The sequence below is a fragment of the Micromonospora sp. NPDC023966 genome, assembly GCF_040639095.1.
In the GTDB taxonomy this organism is placed as follows: Bacteria; Actinomycetota; Actinomycetes; order Mycobacteriales; family Micromonosporaceae; genus Micromonospora.
In genome coordinates this window covers 39,476-59,926 of record NZ_JBEZZJ010000020.1, presented here as the reverse complement: position 1 = coordinate 59,926, position 20,451 = coordinate 39,476, and the positions used below count along the sequence as shown (strand labels likewise).

Genomic DNA, 20,451 nt, shown 5'->3' with positions numbered 1-20,451 from the left:
TCCGGCGATCGTGCCGGGCCGGCGGCGGACGGTGGAGGACGCCGGGTCAGGCGGCGTAGCGGGCGGCCAGGTCGACGACCCGGCGGGCGGCGGCCACCATGGCCCGGTCGGCGAACCGCCCGTCGGGCAGCACCACGGTGCCGGAGTCGCGGGCCTGCGCGTCGGCGACGGCGGCGAGCAGTTCCCGGGCCCGGTCCACCTCCCGGTCGCCGGGGCGGAACGCGTCGGCGATCACCGGCAGCTGGCGCGGGTGGATGGCGGCCCGCCCGAGGAAGCCGAGCCGCCGCCCGGCCGCGCAGGAGGCGGCCAGGCCGTCGAGGTCGGCGACGTCGGCGTACACCGACATGGCCGGCGGTGGCAGGCTGGCCGCGCGGGCCGCGACCACGACCCGGCCGCGGGCCCAGAGCAGGCCGTCGTCGTCGGCGACGCCCAGGTCGGAGCGGAGGTCGGCCTCGCCGAGCCCGAGCGAGGCCACCGCCGGGTGGGCGGCCGCGATCGCGTACGCGGACTCCAGCCCGACGGCCGACTCGACCAGCGGGTGCAGCGGGGTGTCGACCCGGGCCGCCACGTCGGCCACGGTCGCCGGGGACTCCACCTTGGGCAGTCGCAGCCCGGCCAGTCCCGGCCGGCCGGCGACGGCGGCCAGGTCGGCGGTGACGTCCGGGCCGGTCAGCTCGTTGACCCGGACCTGCACGGGCAGCGGCTGCGGGTCGGCGAGGAAGTCCGCGGCCGCCGCCCGGGCGTACGCCTTGCGGCCGGCGACGACGGCGTCCTCCAGGTCGAGGATGACCGCGTCGGCGCCGGCGGCGACCGCCTTGGCGAACCGGTCGGGCCGGTCGCCGGGCACGTAGAGCCAGGTGAGCAGCATCAGATCACCCCGCGCTCGCGCAGCGCGGCCAGCTCGTCGCCGGTCAGGCCGAGCGCGCCGAACACCGCGTCGGTGTCCTGACCGTGGCGGCGGCCGGCGTGCCGGATCTCCCCGGGGCTGTCCGACATCCGGAACGGCACGTTCTGCATCCGCACCTCCCCCAGTTCCTCGTCGGGGACGGTGACCACGGTGCCGAGCGCCGCGTACTGCGGGTCGGCGAGGATGTCCCGCACGTCGTAGACGGGGGCGACGGCGGCCTGGGCCGCCTCGAACGCGGCCACCACCTCGTCCCGGTCCCGCTTCGCCACCCAGGCGCCGACCGCCGCGTCGAGTTCGTCGGCGTGCGCGGCCCGCCCGCTGCCGGTGGCGAACCACGGCTCGTCGACCAGTTCCGGGCGGCCGACGAGCCGGACGACCCGCTCGGCGATGCTCTGCGCGCTGGTGGACACGGCCACCCACCGCCCGTCGGCGCAGCGGTAGGTGTTGCGGGGCGCGTTGTTGTTGGACCGGTTACCCAGCCGCGGCTGCACGTAGCCGAGCTGGTCGTACCAGGTGATCTGCGGGCCGAGCATCGCCATGATCGGTTCGATGATGGCCAGGTCGACGACCTGGCCGCGGCCGGTCAGGTCCCGGCCGCGCAGGGCCAGCATGACCGCGTACGCGGCGGCCAGCGCGGTGACCGAGTCGGCCAGGCCGAACGGGGGCAGCGTCGGTGGCCCGTCGGGTTCCCCGGTGGCCGCGGCGAAGCCGCTCATCGCCTCGGCGAGGGTGCCGAACCCGGGCCGGGGCGCGTACGGGCCGACCTGCCCGAAGCCGCTGATCCGGGCGATCACCAGCCGCGGGTTGACCGCGTGCAGCTCGTCCGGGCCGAGGCCCCAGCGTTCCAGGGTGCCGGGGCGGAAGTTCTCCACCAACACGTCGGCGTCGGCGAGGAGCCGGCGCAGCAGGTCCGCGCCCGCCGGGTCGGAGAGGTTGAGCGTGACGGTCCGCTTGTTGCGGCCGAGCACCTTCCACCACAGGCCGACGCCGTCCTTGGCGGGGCCGTGCCCCCGGGACGGGTCGGGCTTGGCCGGGTGCTCCACCTTGACCACGTCGGCGCCGAAGTCGCCGAGGAACGCGGCGGCCAGCGGGCCGGCGAACAGGGTGGCCAGGTCGACGACCTTGACGCCGTGCAGCGGTGCGGTCATCACACCGCTCCCGGCAGGTCGGCCGCGCAGCGGAACCCGAGCGAGGTGGAGCGGGTGAGGCCGGCGCCGGTGAGCAGCAGCTTCACCGACACGTCGGGCGGCTGCGGGCCGCCGTCGAGGTACCAGTCGGAGCCCTCCGCCCGGTACGCGCAGCCGCCCTTGAGGATGACGAAGCGGGTCCGCCCGTCGGAGTGCTCGCTCTCGGTCAGGTTCCACACCAGCGGCTCCCGCCGGACCAGCAGGCCCGCCTCGGCGGCCACCTGCCACTCGTCCTCGGTGGGCAGGCGCAGCCCGGCCCAGTCGGCGTACGCCCGCGCGTCGGCGAGGTCGACCCCGGTGACCGGGGCGTCGGCGGGACCCTGTCCGGCGGTGAACCGTTCCGGCCGGACCGGCCGATAGCCGGTGGCGGCGAGGAAACGGGCGTACTCGCCGTGGGTGACCTCGTGGGTGTCGATGGCGAAGCGGCCGAGCCGGACCTGCCGGCGCAGCGTGCCGGTGTGGTGCAGGCGGGGCGGCAGCGGCTTCCACTCGTCGACGTACGGGGTCTCGCCGTAGAGGCCGGTCTCCCGGACCCGGTGGTGGACGGTCAGCTCGTGCCGGCCGCCCTCGACGGTGACCATGCCGTCGGGCAGGGCGGCGAGGGGCGACCACGGGGTGCGGGCGCGCACGGCGACGCGGGCCGGGAAGGACGGGTCGCCGGTGGGCGGCTCGTGCCGGGGCACCGGGGTGTCGGTGGCGACCACCGCGGCGATCGCTCCGGCGGGCAGCGGCCCGCCGACGGCCACCCGGCCGTCCTCCAGTTCGCTGACGGTCAGCTCGGCGCCGGTGACCAGGTCGACGAAGCGCCCGGGCCGGTGATCGGTGAGCAGCCATGGGCCGTCGTGGTCGGTCCCGCGGTTGACCACCGTCCACAGCGGCTCGTCGTCGTGGGTCCAGCGGGACGCGTACACCTGGCCGACGCCGGGGTGGTCGGCCAGTGGGACCCAGTCCTCGGCGCGCAACCAGGCGGCGTGACTGGCCTGCACCCGGCGCATGGCCCGCAGCACGGCCTTGTCCCGCTCGTTCCAGCCGACCCAGACGCCGAAGACGCTCTCCCAGACCAGCACGCCACAGCCGTTGAGCCAGGCGGAGTGCAGCTCGTCGAGGTGGTCGCGGTGCCAGCGGCGGGTGTGGTGCAGGACGTGCCGGCGCTCGAACCACTTGGCCCGCAGCACGCCGGGCGTGTCCGAGTCGGCGAACCACTGCGCCCAGGACATGGCGTGGTCTTCGATCCGGGCCAGCGGCACCCGGCTCTCCCCCTCCAGGACCAGGCCGGGACGCACCGCGTCGAGGGCCTTGCGCAGCTCGCCGGCGCCCTCCTTGAGGGTGTCCAGGAAGACGCCGTCGACGCCGAGGGTGGCGGCCAGCGCGGCGACCTCCTCGGCGTCGACGCCGGGCTCCCGCCTGGTGCCGGTGTCCCACGGGTTGTAGTCGACGAACACCCGGACCCCGGCGGCCTGGAAGGCACGGACCACCTCGGGCAGCTCGGGCACGTCGCGGTACCAGTCGAACTGGTTGCGCTCGTCCAGCCCGATCACGGGGTACGCGTGCCAGAGCACCACCCCGTCGAAGCCGCCGAAGTCACGCCGGGCGGCGTCGAGGAACGCCTCGACGGTGAACTCGCCGCGGTCGTGGTCGTACAGCGTCTCGTCCCAGAGCCAGGCGAGGCAGACGGTGAAGCAGTCCCCGGCGATCTCGTCGTAGTGCGCGCCGGTGTAGCCCAGGCGGGCGCGGGCGTCGGCCCGCCACCGGGTGAGCTGCTCCCGCCACGCCGGCCAGTCGGCGGGGTCGTCGGGGGCGGCGAAGATCTTTGCCTCGTCCAGCGTCGACAGGTCGGCGTGCCCGCCGAGCGGCACCTCGGTGGGCCGGTCGATCGGCCGCGGCACGTACGGGTTGAAGGTCATGCCGGCACCCCATAGGTCGCCTCGTTCAGGGCATCGATCTCGACCCGATCGGGCAGGGCGGTGGAGGCACCGGGCCGCTGTGCACAGGCCGCACCGGCGGCGCACGCCCAGCGCAGCACCGCGGTCACCTCGTCGGCGGAGTCCGGCCCGCGCCGTTCCGCCCAGGCCACGGCCAGCGCACCGGTGAACGCGTCCCCGGCCGCGGTGGTGTCCACCGCGTCGACCCGGGGTGCCGGGACCTCCAACCGCAGCCCCTGCCGGTCGGCGTAGGCGGCCCCGCGCGCCCCGAGCGTCAGCACCACTCTGGGCACCAGGGTCAGCAGCGCGTCGAGCAGCGCGGGCGGGTCACCGTCGGGTACGCCGGCGACCACCGCCGCCTCGTGCTCGTTGACCACCAGCACGTCGACCAGGTCGAGCAGCTCCGGGGGAAGCGGGCGGGCGGGCGCGGCGTTCAACACCACCGTGGTCCCGGCCGCCCGCGCCCCGCCCGCCGCACGAGTCACGGCGGGCAGCGGCACCTCCAGCTGTACCAGGAGCACATCCGCCGCGGCGACCACCCCCTCGTCGGCGCCGTCCAGCTCGGACAGTTTTCCGTTGGCGCCCGGCGCCACCACGATGAAGTTCTCCGCCGTCCCGTCCACCGCGATCAGCGCCACCCCGGACGGGCCGGGCACCTCCCGCAGCCCACGGACGTCCACCCCGGCGCCGGCGAGGTTGTCCCGCAGCACGCGGCCGAAGTCGTCCTGCCCCACCGCGCCGATGAAGGCGCAGGCCGCGCCCGCCCGCGCCGCCGCGACGGCCTGGTTGGCGCCCTTGCCACCGGGAACGGTGGCGAACCCCTCACCGAGCACCGTCTCACCCGGGCGAGGCAGCTGCGGCGTGGTCACCACCAGATCGAGATTGGCGCTGCCGACGACCGCGATCCGGGCGGGGCCACGCTCGGAACCGGCCATCAGAGCCCGTCCACCAGCGCAGCGGTCCGGCGGGCCAGCTCGTCGAAGCCGACGCCGTCGAACGACGCGATGCTCGAGGCGAGGCGGTTCTTGAGCGGGGAGATCCACTGCTCGGGTAGCCGGTCGGCCCCGCACAAGGCACCAGTGATGGCGCCGACGCTGGCCCCGTCGGAGTCGGTGTCCCAGCCACCGACGACGGCGGCACAGATCGAGGTGACGAAGTCACCGCGTCCGTAGGCCAGGGCGTAGGTCACCAACGCCGCGTTGTTGATTACATGGACCCAGTGCAGCCCCTCGTGCATGGCGTGCAGCCGGTCCAGCGCGGCCTCCAGATCGAGGCCACTGTGCGCCAGTTCGCGGGCCGCGGTGATGGCGGCGGCGAGCCGACTGCGGGGCGGCACCACGGAGAGCCCCGCGTCGATCACCGTCTCGACATCGTCCGTGACACAGGCGGCCGCAGCCATGGCCGCCACATACATCGCCCCGTACAGGCCGTTACGCGTGTGGCTGACCCGCGCGTCGCGCCACGCCATCTCCGCCGCCGCGGCGACGTCACCCGGGTTCGCCCAGCCGTACAGGTCGGTGCGGATCTGCGCGCCGATCCACTCCCGGAACGGGTTCCCCCGGGTGGCGGTTTCCGGCGGGTCATAACCGTCCAGCAGGTTCCGGTAAGCGACACGCTCGGCGGTGAACACACGTCCCCCCGGCAGCTCGAGCAGCCAGGTCTGCGCCACGTCATCCGGGGTGAAATCCCGCCCGTACGTCTCGAGGATGTGCAGCGCCAGCAGCGTGTAGTTTAGGTCGTCGTCCTCCGGCATCCCGTCGATGTTCTCCACCAACGAGGTCGGACGGCTGGCCCGGTTCCACGGCCAGGCGGCGTTGACGTCGTCGGACAGGCCGACCGCGGTGAAGTAGTAGTCCAGCGGGTAGCGGCCGGTGTCCTTCAGGATGGCCCGGATGCCCTCGCGGGGGATCTTCTCCACCGGCTTGCCGAGCAGACACCCGCTGGCCCTGCCCAGCCAACCGCCGTGCAGCCGCTCAAGCAGCGTATTGCGGTCGGTGGATTTCGGGAGCACGGGTCCGGTCGGCCAGGTCGCCCGGATGGCCGCGAAGTCGTTCGGCTCGTCCGCGCTGCCGACGCCGGCGTGTCGGCTCAACTCGTCGAGCAGTTCCCGGGCCAGCGCGCGCATCTCCGGCGTGGCCGGAGGCTGCGACGCCCCACCGTACGGAGGTTGCGGCGGACCACCAGCGGCCTGCCACCGCGCCGCGACGTCGGTGACGTCGTGCCCCTCGGCAGCGGCCTGGCGCAGCTCGTGCGGCAGCACATCCTCGGGTTGAACCCAGGTGACCCTCATGCGCCCGCCACCTCGAGCTCCGCGAACGCCGCCTCGTACGCCTCGTGCCGCACGCGGTCCTTGGCCCGGATCTCCACCGCGATCTCGGCCATGCTCCGGCCGGTCGCCGTCAGGTCAAGCCGGCTGTTCCGCCCGACGACGTCCCGCCACTCCTCCGGGATCGCCTCGATCCCGTGGAGCGCACCGCAGATGGCACCGGCCATCGTGGCGATGGAGTCGGAGTCCCGGCCGTAGTTCACCGCGCCGAGCACCGCATCGGTGTAGTTGCCACGTGCGACGATCACCATGCCGAGCGCGATGGGAAGCTCCTCGATGGCGTGCAGCCGACTGGGGCGCCGCCCGCCCAGACCCGGTTCCCGGTAGTTCGGCCCGACGGTGTCGAAGGGCACGACGGCCTCGCGCAGCACCCCGATCGCGCTCTGCCAGTCGTCGACCGTGGTCGCCGCCTTGGCCACCACCTCGATCGCCGCCCGGGTACCGTCCCGCGCTACCGAAAGCGCGGCCTGGATGACGTCGTCCACGCCGGCCCCGGGCCGCATCGCCTCGGCCACCGCGGCGGCGAAGACGCCGGCGGCTTCCCGACCGTAGCTGAGCTGGTGGGCACCGGCGACCTCGATCGCCTCGGCATAGGCGCCTCGCGGGTTGGTCGCGTTGGCGATGCCGACCGGGGCCATGTACATCGCCGCGCCACAGTTGACGACGTTGCCGTTACCGGCTTCCCGGGGGTCGACGTGCGCGTAATGCAGGCGATGAACCAGCCACTTCTCGGCGAGGAAGATCCGGTTGAGCGCGACCGTCTCCTTCTCAAGCTCCGGGATCCACACCTTCTCGTTCATCAGGAGCGGAACCAGCAGGTCAGCCATGTCGTACGCGTCGAGGTGATCGCGCTTCGCCTCGTACACCTTGACGATCGTGTTGGTCATCAACGTGTCATCGGTGATGTGTCCATCGCCCTTGTGGTACGGCGACATGGGCCTGGCGGTTTGCCAGTCGGGCAGGAACGGTCCGACGATGCCGGTGACGTACCCGCCGTAGCGGGCCTTAATCTGCTCGGGGCTACGTCCCTCGGTCGCACCGCCGAGGGCATCACCGACAGCCGCGCCAGCCAGGCATCCGATGGCCCGCTGCTCCAGCACCTTCATTCTCGGTCTTCCTTTCCGGGGCCGCTCGCCGCGCGAGGCGACCCCGATCTCTGCTATTACCGGTCGGCTGGTAGGTCCCGACTAGCGGGTGTTGACCGTCTGCCAACCCGACTTCAGCTGGTTGCCCAGCACATCGATGCTGATCTTGTTGGCAAAGAACTGCTGGAATGCCGGGGTGGCGATCTGCGACTTCCACTGCGGGTAGGCCTCCGCCTTCTGGAACGGCGCAACCGCCAGCGACTTGCCACTGAGGATCATCGTGTCCCAGCCGTTCGCACCCTTGGTCTGCGCCATGACCGCCTGCGCGGCGTCGCTGGTGGTCGGGATGAGCCGATCCCCCTGGGCCAGTTTGGCGAGGTTCTCCGCGTTTGCGTAGTACTCGATGAACTGCGCGGCTTCCTTCGGGTGCTTGCTCTGGGCGGCCACCGACAGGGTCTGCGGGTTGGCCGCCTGGCTGGTGCTCTCGCCCTTGATCGGCGGCAGCATCTTCCACGCGAACCCCTTGGGAGCCTGCTCCATGATCTGCTGCACGTTGTAGTTTCCGGCGATGATCATCGCGTACTTCCCACCGAAGAAGCCGGGCAGGACGTCACCCGTGGCCATGCTCGTGGACGTCGGGGCGAGCGACTTGTCGGCGTAGATCATGGCGTGGGTACGGGCGAGCAGCTGCTTCTCCGCATCGCCGAACTGGAACTCCGTCTTGTCGCCGTTCGTGGTGAAGAACGAACCGTTGAAGTTCATCGACAGGCTCATGATCGCCGATACCGGCGACTTCAGACCCCAGCCGGCGCCGAAGGTGGAGCCGGAGGTGGTCTTCCTGGCGGCCGCCTGGAAGTCGTCCCAGGTCCACGGCTGGTCCGCGGTTGGCAGGCTGACTCCGGCCTTGGCCAGCAGGTCCGTGTTGACGAAGACGTTGTACGACTGCATCAGCGTCGGCATCCCGTACACCTTGCCGTCGAAGGTGACCGAGTCCCACACGCCCTGGCTCACCTGGCTCTTGGTGTTGGCGGAGAGAAGCGTTGACAGATCCGCCAGGTAACCCTGCTCCGCGAACCCGTGGATGTCGGCCGACTCATCGTGGATGACGTCCGGCGGGTTGCCGCCGTTGAACTGGGTGACGAGCTTGTCGTGCACCGAGTCGGCGTCGACCTGCACCAGCTCCACCTGCGCGTCAGGGTGGCTGGCGTTCCAGGAGGCGACGATGTCCTTGGTAGCCGCGACGGTGTCCTTCTGCCACGCGTAGGTGGAGAAGGTGAGCTTGACCGGCCCGCCACTCTCATCCGAGGACGAGGAGCAGGCCGTGGCGGGGAGCAGCACCGTCATCGCGATGGCAAGCGCCGCGACTGACTTGAGTCTCACGATGTTTCTCCTTTTCGGGGGTGGTGATGGGGTGGGAGAGGCAGACCGGGCCGACCCGCGCCGGCTCAGCCCTTGACTGAGCCGCTCATCAGCCCGGAGGTGAGTCGGCGTTGCAGGATGGCGAAGAAGACGAGCCCAGGCAGGGTGGCGAGGAGCGACCCGGCGGCGAGCGGCCCGAGTCGGACCGCCCCCTCCGCGCCGATGAACCGGGCCAGCGCGAGCGGCAGCGTGTTCAGGTCCGGGTTCTGCAGGAACACCAGGGCGAGGAAGAACTCGTTCCAGCTGATGACAAAGGTGAACATGCTGGTGGCGACCAGTCCCGGAGCGAGCAGCGGGAGCACCACGGACACGAGCGTGCGTACCTTGCCGGCCCCGTCGACGGCGGCGGCCTGCTCCAGTTCGGGCGGGATCGCTCGCACGTACCCCTGGAGCATCCACAGGGTGAAGGGCAACGCCCACACCAGGTAGACGAGCACCAGCCCGACAAGGCTGTTGAGCAGCTGGAGCTGCTTCATGATCATGAACAGGGGAATGACGATCAAGATCTGCGGGAAGATCTGGCTGACCAGGATCCAGCCCAGACTCACCTTCCGCAGCCAGGTGCGGTAGCGGACCAACGCGTACGAGGCGGGTAGCGAGATCAGCACGGTCAGCAGCGCAGTGGAGATCGCGACGAGCAGGCTGTTCATCCCCGCCCGCACCAGGCTCGACTCCTCCAGCGCCATGGTGAAGTTGGACAGCGTCGGGTGGTTCGGAATCAGGGTCGGGTGCAGCGAGACGATCTCCTGCGGCGGCTTGAAGGCGGTGGAGACCATCCAGACCAACGGGAACGCCAGGAAGACCAGGAAGCCGGCGAGCGCGGCGTACTGGAGCAACCGGATGACGGGACGAGTACGGGTGTTCACGCCGCCTCCCTCATCCGGCTCCAGAGGTAGAAGGCCATCAGCCCGATGATGAGCACGACCATCGCGTTGCCCATCGCGGCGGCGTAACCGAAGTTTCCGTACTTGAAGCCCTCGTTGTACGCGAAGAGCATCGGCAGCATCGTCTTTCCGCCAGGTCCGCCCTCGGTGAGGACGTACACCAGGCCGAACGAGTTGAAATTCCAGACGAAGTCCAGGGACGTGATGGCCACGATCACGGGGCGCAACTGCGGCAGGGTGACGTGCCAGAAGCGCTGCCAGGCGGTGGCGCCATCGACCGCTCCCGCTTCGTGCAGCTCCCCGGGGACGCCCTGCAGCCCAGCCAGCAGGGTCACCGTGGTCTGCGGCATGCCGGCCCACACGCCGACCGCTATCACGGCCGGGAGTGCGAACGAGAAGTCGGCCAGCCAGTTGATGTTCTCGTTGATCAGGTGCATCCGGGTCAGCACGTCGTTGAGCAGTCCGGCGTCCGGGTGGTAGACGAGTCGCCACATGATCGCGACGATCACGCTCGGCATGGCCCAGGGCACCAGCGCCAGGGTCCGGACCAGCCAGCGCATCCGCAGGCGCTGGTTGAGCAGCAGCGCCAGACCCAGCGCAAGCAGGAACTGGATCGCCGTGACGCCGAAAGCCCAGACAAGTCCGATCTTGAACGACTCCCAGAACCTGGAGTTGTCCAGCAGCCGGACGTAGTTCTCGAACCCCGTGAAGTGGGTGGTCCGGTTGAAGCCGGCACGGGAGTCGGTGAAGCCGAGGTAGATCCCATTCAGGAGCGGGTAGACGCTGAAGATCAGCACCGGGATCAGCGCCGGCACGAGGAGCAGATAGGCCTCCCGGCGCTGCTGCTGGCGCTGCCGGCGCTGCCGGCTCCCCCGGGACCGCCGTTCGTTCGAGCTCTCGGACCGCACCTCGGTGCTGGTCAAGCCCATTGCTTCGCCCTCCCATCCGGTGTCGGGGAAGAGTCCCTGACGACAAGGTGCGGCGCGACGGTGATGCGCCGCGGCGGCAGGGACGGGTCGTTGATCCGCTCCAGAAGCAGCTGTGCGGCGATACGGCCGCGCTCCGTCGCATCGAGAGAGACGCTCGACATGCTCGGCAGCACCATGCTGGCCAGTTCGGTGTCGTCCATGCCGACCAGGGCCACGTCGTCGGGCACCCGGTGGCCGGCGACGAGCAGGGCGTGCAGCGCCCCGACCGCGATGAGGTCGTTGGCGCAGACCACCGCATCCGGGCGGGAGCGGGCGAGCAACCGCTGCGTGGCGGCACGGCCGGCGGCGTACTGGAAGTCACCGACCTCGACCAGCCGGTCGTCGAGATCGATGCCGTGCCGGGCCAGCGCAGCGCGGAAACCGGCGTCACGGGCGGCGCCGGGAACGGTGTCGAGCGGGCCGTTGACGAAGCCGATCCGACGCCGGCCGGCCGCAACGAGGTGGTCGACGGCGAGGGCGACGCCGGCCCGGGAGTCGGTACGGACGTTGTCCACCGGCGTGTCCGCCGGGAGTTGACCGATCACGACGACCGGTACCGGGCTGTCGGCCAGCGCGCCGAGGTGTTCTTCGGTGATCCGGATCGGCGAGAGGATCAGGCCGTCGACGTAGCGGTGCGCTAGGCGACGCAGCAGTGCGGTCTCGTTGGCGATCCGCCCCCCGGTCGCGTGCACCAGCAACTGCCGGCCCGAGGAGGCAACGACGGCCTCGATCGCTCGCATCATCGCCACGTAGACCGGGTTACCGATGTCCTCCACTGCGAGCGCGATCATTCCGGTGCGTTTGGACTGCAGCGACCGGGCGACGGCGTTGGGCACGTAGCCGACCTCGGCCGCCGCGGCTCGGACCTTGCGGATGGTCTCCGGGCTGCCGCCGACGCCGTTGAGCACGCGGGAAGCGGACGCGATGGAGACACCGGCACGCGCGGCGACGGTGTGGACGGTGGGCCGGCCGTCAGCCGACGCTTGTAAACGTTTACGACTCACGCCCCGGACCTCCCGTCGATTGCTGTAAACGTTTCCGGGAGTCTGCGCCGAAGCGGTCGGCGAGGTCAAGGGCTCGTTACGAAAACGTTTCCAACCGGGTTGGCCTGCGGCGGGCGGGCCGATTGGCGGCGGCCGATCCCGCTCGCCCGGCCCGGGTCGCCCCTGCGTGGCTACGCTGCGGTCAGCCGGCTGGCGGATGCCGGGCCGAACCGGCCGCAGCCATCCACTCCCGTTCCGGGCCGCAGGCTGGTCTCGACCGGTCCCGACAAATGCCCGGACGGGTGGCATTGCCGAAGTACGGACATGAACCGGACTGGCGCCCGTTAGCTTACGGAACATGGTCGGAACGGCGTATTTCTCTCGTCGCCGGCTGGTCCCGCTCGCCACCGCACTCGTCCTGGCGGTGGCCGCCACGGCACCGCTGGCCGCCCCCGCGTCCGCCCACTGCAAGCACGACATTCGGGTGCTGACCCGCAACGTCTACATCGGCGGCGACCTCGCCCCGTCGGTGGCGGCGCAGACCCTGCCCGAATTCCTCGGCGCCAACGCGGCCCTGGTCGCCCACGCCGACCAGATGGACTTCCCGGCCCGAGCCCGGCTGCTCGCCGCGGAGATCCGTGAGCGGCGGCCGGACCTGGTCGGCCTGCAGGAAGTGGCGCTCTGGCGGACCGGACCGATCTTCGATCCGCAGCCGGCCACCTCCGTGCGCGCCGACTACCTGGCGATCCTGCTGGCCGCCCTGGCCGCTACCGGTCAGCACTACCGCGCGGTGGTGACCCAGGACGAGGCAGACCTCGAGGCCCCGGCGGGCGACCCGTTCCAGTTCGACGTCCGGCTGACCTTGCGGGACGTGATCCTGGTTCGGCAGGGCAGCCCGGTACGCGTGACCGACACGGCCCGGGCGCAGTTCCAGCACAACGTCGTCGTCACCATTCCCGCCACCGGCACCACCGCGACCCTCGCGTTCGCCTGGACGGCGGTGGACGCGGTACTGGACCGGCGGTCGTTCCGCTTCGTCAACACCCACCTGGAGGCGGTGAACCCGATCGTGCGACTGCAGCAGGCCCAGGAACTGGCGGAGGGCCCACTGCGGACACTCCGGCCCGTCATCCTGGTCGGCGACCTGAACACCGGACCGGACCGGACGAGCCCCGACGACCGGCTCGCCTACCTGATGCTGCTGGCATACGGCCTGCGGGACACCTGGCCGCTCCTGCACCACCGCGATCCCGGCTACACCGTGGACCTCGGTGTCGATCTGAACCAGCCGGCCGACAGCCTGGAGCACCGGGTCGACCTGATCCTGGTTCGCGGGGCGGTGAAACCGCTCCGGAGCGAGGTCTTCGGCACCGAGCGGCGTACCCCCGGCGGCCGGTGGGCCTCGGACCACCTCGGGCACGCCGCGACGCTCGCCGTGCGCTGACCGGTCCACATCGATCTGTTCAGCCCTCTAGCGCTCGGGCCGAGGTGGCAATATCCTCCAGGGCACGCGAGCCTCTTGGAGCTCTTTTTCACCCCCGGACGGGCCGCCGCCCGTTCCCGCGTGCCGCCTGGCCACCCCCGGCCGGCCACAGAGGAGAAGCCATGCACTTCGACCACCCCGAACTGGACCGCCGTACCCTGCTGCGGGCCGGCTTCGGCGCCGCCGCGGTCGCGGTCGTCGGGAGCGAGCTCGCCTTCCCGGCCGCCGCTCAGGCCGACCCGGGTGCGGACCTCGACTGGATCATCAGCTGCGACGAGTGGGGCGCCCGCCCGGCGGCGGACCCGCTGTCGATCAGCGCCATCGCCACCAACAAGATCATCGTGCACCACATGGCGTTCCCGAACGTCACGGACTACTCCGAGGAGCACGCCAAGCAGCTGGCCCGGGACTGCCAGAACCTGCACATGGACGTCAACCGCTGGTCCGACACCGGCCAGCACTTCACGGTCAGCCGGGGCGGGCACGTCCTGGAGGGCCGGCACGGCAGCCTGGAGCGGCTGCAGGCCGGCGACCGGCAGATGATCTCGGCGCACTGCCCCGGCGAGAACGGCCGCGCCATCGGCATCGAGAACGAGGGCACCTACGTCACCGACACGCCACCGCAGGAACTGCTCGACGCGCTGGTCAAGCTCTGCACCACCGTCTGCCAGCAGTACGGGCTGCACGCGCACGACATCTTCGGCCACTGGGACTTCCGGGCCACCCAGTGCCCGGGCGCGATGTTCTACCGGGAGTTCCCGGCGCTGCGTCGCCGGGTCTTCGCCAAGCTCGGCACCGACCTGGCCGACGTGCCCGCCCGCCGCTGGCCGGACATCTGGCGCTTCGTCGGCGGCCCGGTGGTGCAGGTCGCGCAGCGCCTGCTCACCTTCCGCGGCTACACCGTCCCGATCACCGGCGTGTTCGACGCCGCCACCGTGGCGGCGGTGCAGGACTGGCAGGCGCGCAACGGCATCCCGGTCGACATCGACGCCACCCTCACCGCGCCGACCTGGGAGACCCTCGCGCCCGAGCTGGACAAGGACGCCACCGGCATCCCGGTGCAGGCGGTGCAGTTCATGCTCAACTCCAAGGGCTACGCCGACGTGGCGATCACCGGCGAGTACGACTACCCGACCAAGAAGGCCCTCAAGGACCTGCAGGAACTGCACGGTCTCGACCCGAACGGCAAGGTCAGCACCACCACCTGGTGCGCCCTGGTGGGGGGTGTGGTGCGCCAGTCGTTCCAGAAGAACTGACGGCGCACCGGCGGGGAAGGCGGTGGAGGTGGCAACGGCGCCACCTCCACCGCTGTCCACATTCGCTCGCCGCGCCTCGTTGGCCTCCACCCGTCGCAGTGCGACGATGCGCAGGTCACAAGACCGAGGAGGGCGAGATGACATCCAGATTGAATCCCTACCTGAGCTTCGAGGACGACGCCCGGCAGGCGATGGAGTACTACCAGCGGGTGTTCGGCGGCGACCTGCGGGTGAACACCTTCGGCGAGTTCGGCAACCCGGACCCGCAGGTGGCCGACCGGATCATGCACGCGCAGCTGGAGACCGACCAGGGCTTCACGCTCATGGCCTCCGACACCCCGCCCGGCATGGCCCGCACGGTGGGCGACAACATCACGATCAGCCTGAGCGGCGACGACGCGGACGACCTGCGCCGCTGGTGGGACCAGCTCTGCGACGGCGGCACCGTCTCGATGCCGCTGGAGAAGCAGATGTGGGGCGACGAGTTCGGCATGTGCGTGGACCGGTTCGGCGTCGCCTGGATGGTGAACATCGGCCAGCCCCAGGCCTGACCGCCAGGCGCAGGTGGCCCGAACGGCGGTGTCCACGGTGGCGTGACCGGCGTTAGCGTACGCGGATCACGGATCCCGCCGGAGAGGACGACAGTCATGGACGGCAGCCCTCGCGCACACCTCCGACGCCTGGCCAGGCTGGCCACCGCGGCCGCCCTCGCGGTGGCCGGCCTGGGGCTCGTCGCCCCGCCGGCACACGCGGAAGCCGGGCCCAAGGTCGCCGTGCTGACCCGAAACCTCTACCTGGGCGGGAACCTCACGCCGTCGATCACCGCGCCGACCCTGCCGGCGTTCCTGGCCGCGAACGCCGCCCTGCTGGGCCACGTGGACCTGGTCGACTTCCCGTCCCGGGCGGCGCTGATCGCCGACGAGATCCGCGAGCGCGGGCCCGATCTGGTCGGCCTGCAGGAGGTGGCGCTCTGGCGCACCGGGCCGCTCGGCGACCCGGCGCCGGCCACCGAGGTCCGGTACGACTACCTGGCGCTGCTGATGGCGGAGCTGGCCGGGTCCGGCCACCGGTACGACGTCGTCGTGGTGCGTGACGAGGCGGACCTGGAAGCCCCGGCCGGGGCGCCCTACCTGCGGGACGTCCGGCTCACCATGCGGGACGTGATCCTGGTGCGGCACGGCGGCCGGGTCAAGGTGAACGCCACCTCGTCGAGCAACTTCGTCAACAACCTGGTCTTCCCGCTCGCCGCCACGGGCGGCACCGCCACGAGCACCCGCGGCTGGACGGCGGTCGACGCCGTGCTGGGCAGCCGCACCTTCCGGTTCGTCAACACCCACCTGGAGGCGTTCCACCCCGGCGTACGCCTGCTCCAGGCGCAGGAACTGCTGCGCGGCCCGCTGAACGTGCCCGGCCGGCTGATCCTCGTCGGTGACCTGAACAGCGGGCCCGAACTACCCGATCCGAACAACCGGCTCGCGTACCTCGCCCTGGTCGCCGGCGGGATGGTCGACACCTGGCCGATCTTGCACCCCGGCGACCCCGGCTACACCGCCGGGCTGGGCGACGACCTGACCGAGCCGGCCGACGACGTCGAGCACCGGATCGACATGGTGCTGGTCCGGGGCACGGTGGTGCCGGTGTCCAGCGAGGTCTTCGGCGCCTCTCGGCAGACCCCCGCCGGCCGGTGGGCGTCGGACCACCTGGGGCACCAGGCCGTGCTCGCGCTGCCGTGATCGAGGCGAAACGTCGGCATTCGCGCGTGGTGAACGGCACCTATCCCGAGGCATGGAACGCCATCGATCATTACCCGGAGGTAGATATGAGTCACTCTCACCTCCGGGTGTGACGCCCGGGCACGGAGGGCGAGACGTCGGCAAACGACAGCCGGGCGCAGCCCCGGCCCGACTCCGCACATCCGGAGGAATCGCCATGCCCCGTCCCACCACCCGTGCCCGGCTCGCGGCGCTGGCCGCCGCCGCCCTCACCGCGAGCGCCCTGACGGCCGTCCCACCGTCACCGGCCGTCGCCGCCACCACCTTCACCGGCAACGACTACTGCCTCGGCCAGTGCGCCGACATCCTGCCGCCCGGGGAGAACGGCAACGCCACCCTCGCCGCGATCCTCGCGCACCAGGCGCTCGGCACCCGGCCCGCGCACTCCAGCGACCAGCTCGACGAGTACGCGAACCTGGTCTACGGCTACGCCGGTCTCACCGACGAGCAGATCGCGCAGTTCTACAACGACGCCTCGTTCGGCGTGCCCGACGGGCAGGTGGAGAGCACCGTGCGGCCCCGCGCGGACGTCACCATCGTGCGCGACAAGGCGACCGGCGTGCCACACGTCACCGGCACCACCCGCTCGGGGACCATGTTCGGCGCCGGCTACGCCGGGGCGCAGGACCGGCTCTGGGTGATGGACCTGCTGCGGCACGTCGGTCGCGGCACGCTCACCTCCTTCGCCGGCGGCGCCCCGGGCAACCGGGAGCTGGAACAGAGCGTCTGGGCCAACTCGCCGTACACCGAGGCGGACCTGCAGGCCCAGGTCGACGCGCTGCGCCAGAAGGGCACCCGCGGTCAGCAGCTCTACACCGACGTCACCGACTACATCGCCGGCGTCAACGCCTACATCGACCAGTCCATCAGCGCCGACAACTACCCCGGCGAGTACGTCCTGGCCGGGGCCGGCAAACCGCAGCACTTCACCATGACCGACCTGATCGCCACCGCCGGCGTCATCGGCGGGCTGTTCGGCGGGGGCGGCGGCTCCGAGATCCAGTCCGCCCTGGTCCGGGTGGCCGCCCGGGCGAAGTTCGGCGCCACCGAGGGCGACCGGGTCTGGCAGGCGTTCCGGTCCCAGAACGACCCGGAGACGGTGCTCACCCTGCACGACGGGCAGAGCTTCCCGTACGGTGCGACCCCGCCCGGCGCGACCGGCGCGGTGCTTCCCGACGCCGGCAGCGTGGTCGCCGAGCCCCTCGCCTACGACCAGAGCGGCGGGGCCACCACCGCGAAGACCGGCAGCAGCGCGACCACCGCGAAGACCGGCGGCAGCGCCACCACGCAGGGGCTGCTCAGCGGCCTCGCCGGGCTCCGGTCGCACGGCATGTCCAACGCCGTGGTGGTCTCCGGCCGGCACACCACCACCGGCAACCCGGTCGCCGTGTTCGGCCCGCAGACCGGCTACTTCGCCCCGCAGCTGCTCATGCTCCAGGAACTCCAGGGGCCCGGGGTGAGCGCCCGGGGCGCCGCCTTCGCCGGGTTGAACCTCTACGTGCTGCTCGGCCGCGGCCAGGACTACGCCTGGAGCGCCACCTCCGCCAGCCAGGACCTCACCGACACCTACGCCGTGCCGCTGTGCACCACCGACGGCAGCGCACCGACCCTCGGGTCGAACCGCTATCTGTGGCACGGGCAGTGCGTGGCCATGGAGGTCCTCCAGCACACCAACTCCTGGTCGCCGACCCTGGCCGACTCCACCCCGGCCGGCTCCTACACGCTGCGCGCGCTGCGCACCAGGTACGGGCTCGTCGCCTACCGGGGGCTGGTGAACGGGCAGCCGACCGCCTTCACCAAGTTGCGCTCGACCTACCGGCACGAGGCCGACTCGGCGATCGGCTTCCAGGCGTACAACGACCCGGCCGCGATGGGCTCCGCGGCGGCGTTCCAGCAGTCCGCCTCGGACGTCGGCTACGCCTTCAACTGGTTCTACGTCAACTCGACCGAGGCGGCCTACTTCAACTCGGGGTCGAACCCGGTTCGGCCGTCCACCGCCGACCCGAACCTGCCCACCCGGGCGGAGGCGGCGAACGAGTGGGTCGGCTGGAACCCGGACACCAACACCGCCAGCTACCTCCCGGCCGCCGCCCACCCGCAGTCGGTGAACCAGGACTACTACGTCAGCTGGAACAACAAGCAGGCGAAGGACTTCGGCGCGGCCGACGGCAACTTCAGCTTCGGCTCGGTGCACCGGGGCCAACTCCTCGACGGCCCGGTGCGCGCCGCGATCGCCCAGCGCAAGCTCGGCCGGGCCGACGTGGTCCGGATCATGGCGGACGCCGCGGTCACCGACCTGCGCGGTCAGCAGGTCCTCGGCGACCTGCTGCGGGTGCTCGGCAGCGTGCCGGTCACCGACCCCGCGCTGGCCGACGCGGTGAACAAGCTCCGGGCCTGGCAGCAGGCCGGCGCCCGCCGGGCGGAGACCGCCGCCGGGTCCAAGGTCTACCAGCACGCCGACGCCATCCGGATCTTCGACGCGTGGTGGCCGCTGCTGGCCGCCGCGGAGTTCCGGCCCGGCCTGGGCCCCGACCTCTACGCGGCACTGGTGGACGCCATCGAGGTGAACGAGGCGCCGTCCGGCGGCCAGAACGGCGGCCGGGACGGCGGCGCCGTCTGGGCCGCGCAGGGCCAGCCGCACAAGGGCTCCTCCTTCCAGTACGGCTGGTGGGGCTACGTCGACAAGGACGTCCGCACCGTGCTCGGCGACCCGGTGGCCGGCGGGCTGGGCCGCGCGTACTGCGGCAACGGCAACCTGGGCGCCTGCCGGCAGAGCCTGCTCGACACCCTCGCCCAGGCGGCCGCGGTGCCGGCGACCACCGTCTACCCGGGCGACAAGTCCTGCGGGGCGGGCGACCAGTGGTGCGCCGACGCCATCGCCCAGTCCGGGCTCGGCGGCATCACCCACCCGCTGATCGCCTGGCAGAACCGCCCCACCTACCAGCAGGTCGTCTCGTTCCCGGCGCGCCGCGGCGACGACGTCACCAACCTGGCCCAGGGGCGCGCCGCGACCGCGTCGAGCACCCAGTTCCTCACTAGCAACACCCCGGACAAGGCGGTCGACGGCAGCCTCGGCAGCCGGTGGGCCAGCAGCTACAACGACAACCAGTGGATCCGGGTGGACCTGGGCTCGGCCCGCACGGTCGGCCGGGTGGTGCTGCGCTGGGAGGCCGCGTACGGCAGCGCGTACCGGATCGAGGTCTCCGCCGACGGCGGCACCTGGCAGCCGGTGTTCAGCACGACCGCCGGCAACGGCGGGACGGACATCGTGACCCTCACCCCGGTCACCGCCCGCTACGTGCGGATGTACGGAATCAAGCGGGCCACCTCGTACGGCTTCTCGCTCTACGAGTTCGAGGTCTACGGCCGGTGACACCCGGGGGCCGGCCGGCGGGACCGCACCCGCCGGCCGGCCGCCCGGCATAGGGTCATCCGGTGACCGGCGGCACCGTACCGATCGGCCCGGCGCTGGTCGTGGCGCTCGTCGCGCTCACCCTGGCCGGCGCCGCCGTGCTACGGCTCAGCGGGCTCGGCCGGGCCCGGACGGTGCTCACCGCGGCGGCCCGGGCCACCGTCCAGCTCGCCGCCGTCTCGCTGGTCATCGTCGCGGTGCTCCGCGCCTGGTGGAGCACCGCCGCCTTCGTGCTGCTCATGTACGTCGTGGCGGGGCTGACCGCGCGTCGGCGGATCGGGGCGCAGGCACCGGCCCGGGTCGCGCCGCTGGCCATCGCCGCCGGGGTGGCGCCCAGCCTGGCCGTCCTCCTGGCCAGCCGGGCCCTGCCGGCGACCCCGCTGGTGGTGCTGCCCACCGCCGGCATCCTGATCGGCGGGGCGATGACCGCGACCAGCCTGGCCGGCCGCCGTACCCTCGACGAGCTGCGGACCCGGCACGGCGAGTACGAGGCCGGGCTGGCCCTGGGGCTGCTCCCCCGCGACGCCGCGCTGGAGATCTGCCGCCCGGCCGCCGGGCAGGCCCTCGTCCCGGCGCTCGACCAGACCCGCACGGTCGGGCTGGTCACCCTGCCCGGCGCGTTCGTCGGGGTGCTGCTCGGCGGGGCCGGGCCGATCCGGGCCGGGGCCACCCAGCTGCTGATCCTGCTCACCCTGCTGGCCGTGGAGGCGGTGGCCATCGCGGTGGTCGTCGAGCTGCTCGTCCGGGACCGGGCCCGCACCGCGCCCTGACCCGGTGTAGCGGGGGCGCGGTGCTCCGCCGCCCGCTCCGGCAGGCGATCGCCCTTCCCCGCCCGGAGGTGTAGCCG

At 72.0% G+C, this 20,451-nt stretch carries 16 protein-coding genes; 6 read left to right on the top strand and 10 right to left on the bottom strand.

Annotated elements, in window-relative coordinates; translation table 11 throughout:
• Positions 1-46: 46 nt before the first annotated feature.
• From AB0F68_RS23575 to AB0F68_RS23530, 10 genes are all read right to left on the bottom strand, one after another.
• Entirely contained in the window at positions 47-868 is an 822-nt protein-coding gene (locus tag AB0F68_RS23575) for an aldolase/citrate lyase family protein (protein ID WP_357341708.1), read from the bottom strand.
• Positions 868-2,055 (bottom strand): CoA transferase, encoded by a 1,188-nt coding sequence (locus tag AB0F68_RS23570; RefSeq protein ID WP_357341707.1) that lies wholly within the window; start codon positions 2,053-2,055, stop codon positions 868-870. Before AB0F68_RS23570 ends, AB0F68_RS23575 begins: the two co-directional genes overlap by 1 nt.
• The gene (locus AB0F68_RS23565; protein WP_357341706.1) at positions 2,055-3,998 is read right to left on the bottom strand and encodes an SUMF1/EgtB/PvdO family nonheme iron enzyme; all 1,944 of its coding nucleotides are present in this window, start codon (positions 3,996-3,998) and stop codon (positions 2,055-2,057) included. The genes AB0F68_RS23570 and AB0F68_RS23565 overlap by 1 nt, the downstream gene beginning before the upstream one ends.
• The gene (locus AB0F68_RS23560; protein WP_357341705.1) at positions 3,995-4,951 is read right to left on the bottom strand and encodes a ribokinase; all 957 of its coding nucleotides are present in this window, start codon (positions 4,949-4,951) and stop codon (positions 3,995-3,997) included. Before AB0F68_RS23560 ends, AB0F68_RS23565 begins: the two co-directional genes overlap by 4 nt.
• A complete protein-coding gene (locus tag AB0F68_RS23555; protein ID WP_357341704.1) occupies positions 4,951-6,306 on the bottom strand; it encodes an ADP-ribosylglycohydrolase family protein in 1,356 nt (451 codons plus the stop codon). The genes AB0F68_RS23560 and AB0F68_RS23555 overlap by 1 nt, the downstream gene beginning before the upstream one ends.
• The gene (locus AB0F68_RS23550) at positions 6,303-7,448 is read right to left on the bottom strand and encodes an ADP-ribosylglycohydrolase family protein (protein ID WP_357341703.1); all 1,146 of its coding nucleotides are present in this window, start codon (positions 7,446-7,448) and stop codon (positions 6,303-6,305) included. The genes AB0F68_RS23555 and AB0F68_RS23550 overlap by 4 nt, the downstream gene beginning before the upstream one ends.
• Before the next feature lie 81 nt (positions 7,449-7,529).
• Positions 7,530-8,807: a sugar ABC transporter substrate-binding protein gene (locus AB0F68_RS23545; RefSeq protein ID WP_357341702.1), complete on the bottom strand. Its 1,278-nt coding sequence runs from the start codon at positions 8,805-8,807 to the stop codon at positions 7,530-7,532.
• A gap of 65 nt (positions 8,808-8,872) precedes the next feature.
• Complete coding sequence (locus AB0F68_RS23540; RefSeq protein WP_357341701.1) at positions 8,873-9,712, bottom strand: carbohydrate ABC transporter permease; 840 nt, start codon at positions 9,710-9,712, stop codon at positions 8,873-8,875.
• On the bottom strand, positions 9,709-10,653 hold the full coding sequence (locus AB0F68_RS23535; protein WP_357341700.1) for a sugar ABC transporter permease: 945 nt from the start codon (positions 10,651-10,653) through the stop codon (positions 9,709-9,711). Before AB0F68_RS23535 ends, AB0F68_RS23540 begins: the two co-directional genes overlap by 4 nt.
• The gene (locus AB0F68_RS23530; protein WP_357341699.1) at positions 10,650-11,771 is read right to left on the bottom strand and encodes a LacI family DNA-binding transcriptional regulator; all 1,122 of its coding nucleotides are present in this window, start codon (positions 11,769-11,771) and stop codon (positions 10,650-10,652) included. The genes AB0F68_RS23535 and AB0F68_RS23530 overlap by 4 nt, the downstream gene beginning before the upstream one ends.
• 268 nt (positions 11,772-12,039) lie before the next feature.
• On the opposite strand from AB0F68_RS23530, the gene AB0F68_RS23525 reads away from it, so the two are divergent.
• From AB0F68_RS23525 to AB0F68_RS23500, 6 genes are all read left to right on the top strand, one after another.
• Entirely contained in the window at positions 12,040-13,125 is a 1,086-nt protein-coding gene (locus AB0F68_RS23525; RefSeq protein WP_357341698.1) for an endonuclease/exonuclease/phosphatase family protein, read from the top strand.
• A 161-nt stretch (positions 13,126-13,286) separates the two neighbouring features.
• The gene (locus AB0F68_RS23520; RefSeq protein ID WP_357341697.1) at positions 13,287-14,420 is read left to right on the top strand and encodes an N-acetylmuramoyl-L-alanine amidase; all 1,134 of its coding nucleotides are present in this window, start codon (positions 13,287-13,289) and stop codon (positions 14,418-14,420) included.
• 137 nt (positions 14,421-14,557) lie between these two features.
• Entirely contained in the window at positions 14,558-14,971 is a 414-nt protein-coding gene (locus AB0F68_RS23515) for a VOC family protein (protein WP_357341696.1), read from the top strand.
• Positions 14,972-15,067: 96 nt separating this feature from the next.
• On the top strand, positions 15,068-16,153 hold the full coding sequence (locus AB0F68_RS23510) for an endonuclease/exonuclease/phosphatase family protein (RefSeq protein WP_357341695.1): 1,086 nt from the start codon (positions 15,068-15,070) through the stop codon (positions 16,151-16,153).
• A 196-nt stretch (positions 16,154-16,349) separates the two neighbouring features.
• Positions 16,350-19,565 carry a penicillin acylase family protein gene (locus tag AB0F68_RS23505; protein WP_357341694.1) on the top strand — a complete coding sequence of 1,072 codons (3,216 nt, stop codon included), beginning with the start codon at positions 16,350-16,352 and terminating at the stop codon, positions 19,563-19,565.
• Between the two features lie 62 nt (positions 19,566-19,627).
• Positions 19,628-20,374, top strand: coding sequence for an ABC transporter permease (locus tag AB0F68_RS23500; RefSeq protein ID WP_357341693.1), 747 nt, complete (start codon positions 19,628-19,630; stop codon positions 20,372-20,374).
• Positions 20,375-20,451: the final 77 nt, after the last annotated feature.

What these genes read in the sequence shown, in the direction of transcription:
- AB0F68_RS23505 (WP_357341694.1), top strand. Translation starts at nt 16,350, where the DNA reads ATGCCCCGTCCCACCACCCGTGCCCGGCTCGCGGCGCTGGCCGCCGCC.
- AB0F68_RS23575 (WP_357341708.1), bottom strand. Translation starts at nt 868, where the DNA reads ATGCTGCTCACCTGGCTCTACGTGCCCGGCGACCGGCCCGACCGGTTC.
- AB0F68_RS23520 (WP_357341697.1), top strand. Translation starts at nt 13,287, where the DNA reads ATGCACTTCGACCACCCCGAACTGGACCGCCGTACCCTGCTGCGGGCC.
- AB0F68_RS23560 (WP_357341705.1), bottom strand. Translation starts at nt 4,951, where the DNA reads ATGGCCGGTTCCGAGCGTGGCCCCGCCCGGATCGCGGTCGTCGGCAGC.
- AB0F68_RS23565 (WP_357341706.1), bottom strand. Translation starts at nt 3,998, where the DNA reads ATGACCTTCAACCCGTACGTGCCGCGGCCGATCGACCGGCCCACCGAG.
- AB0F68_RS23570 (WP_357341707.1), bottom strand. Translation starts at nt 2,055, where the DNA reads ATGACCGCACCGCTGCACGGCGTCAAGGTCGTCGACCTGGCCACCCTG.
- AB0F68_RS23555 (WP_357341704.1), bottom strand. Translation starts at nt 6,306, where the DNA reads ATGAGGGTCACCTGGGTTCAACCCGAGGATGTGCTGCCGCACGAGCTG.
- AB0F68_RS23515 (WP_357341696.1), top strand. Translation starts at nt 14,558, where the DNA reads ATGACATCCAGATTGAATCCCTACCTGAGCTTCGAGGACGACGCCCGG.
- AB0F68_RS23550 (WP_357341703.1), bottom strand. Translation starts at nt 7,448, where the DNA reads ATGAAGGTGCTGGAGCAGCGGGCCATCGGATGCCTGGCTGGCGCGGCT.
- AB0F68_RS23525 (WP_357341698.1), top strand. Translation starts at nt 12,040, where the DNA reads ATGGTCGGAACGGCGTATTTCTCTCGTCGCCGGCTGGTCCCGCTCGCC.
- AB0F68_RS23510 (WP_357341695.1), top strand. Translation starts at nt 15,068, where the DNA reads ATGGACGGCAGCCCTCGCGCACACCTCCGACGCCTGGCCAGGCTGGCC.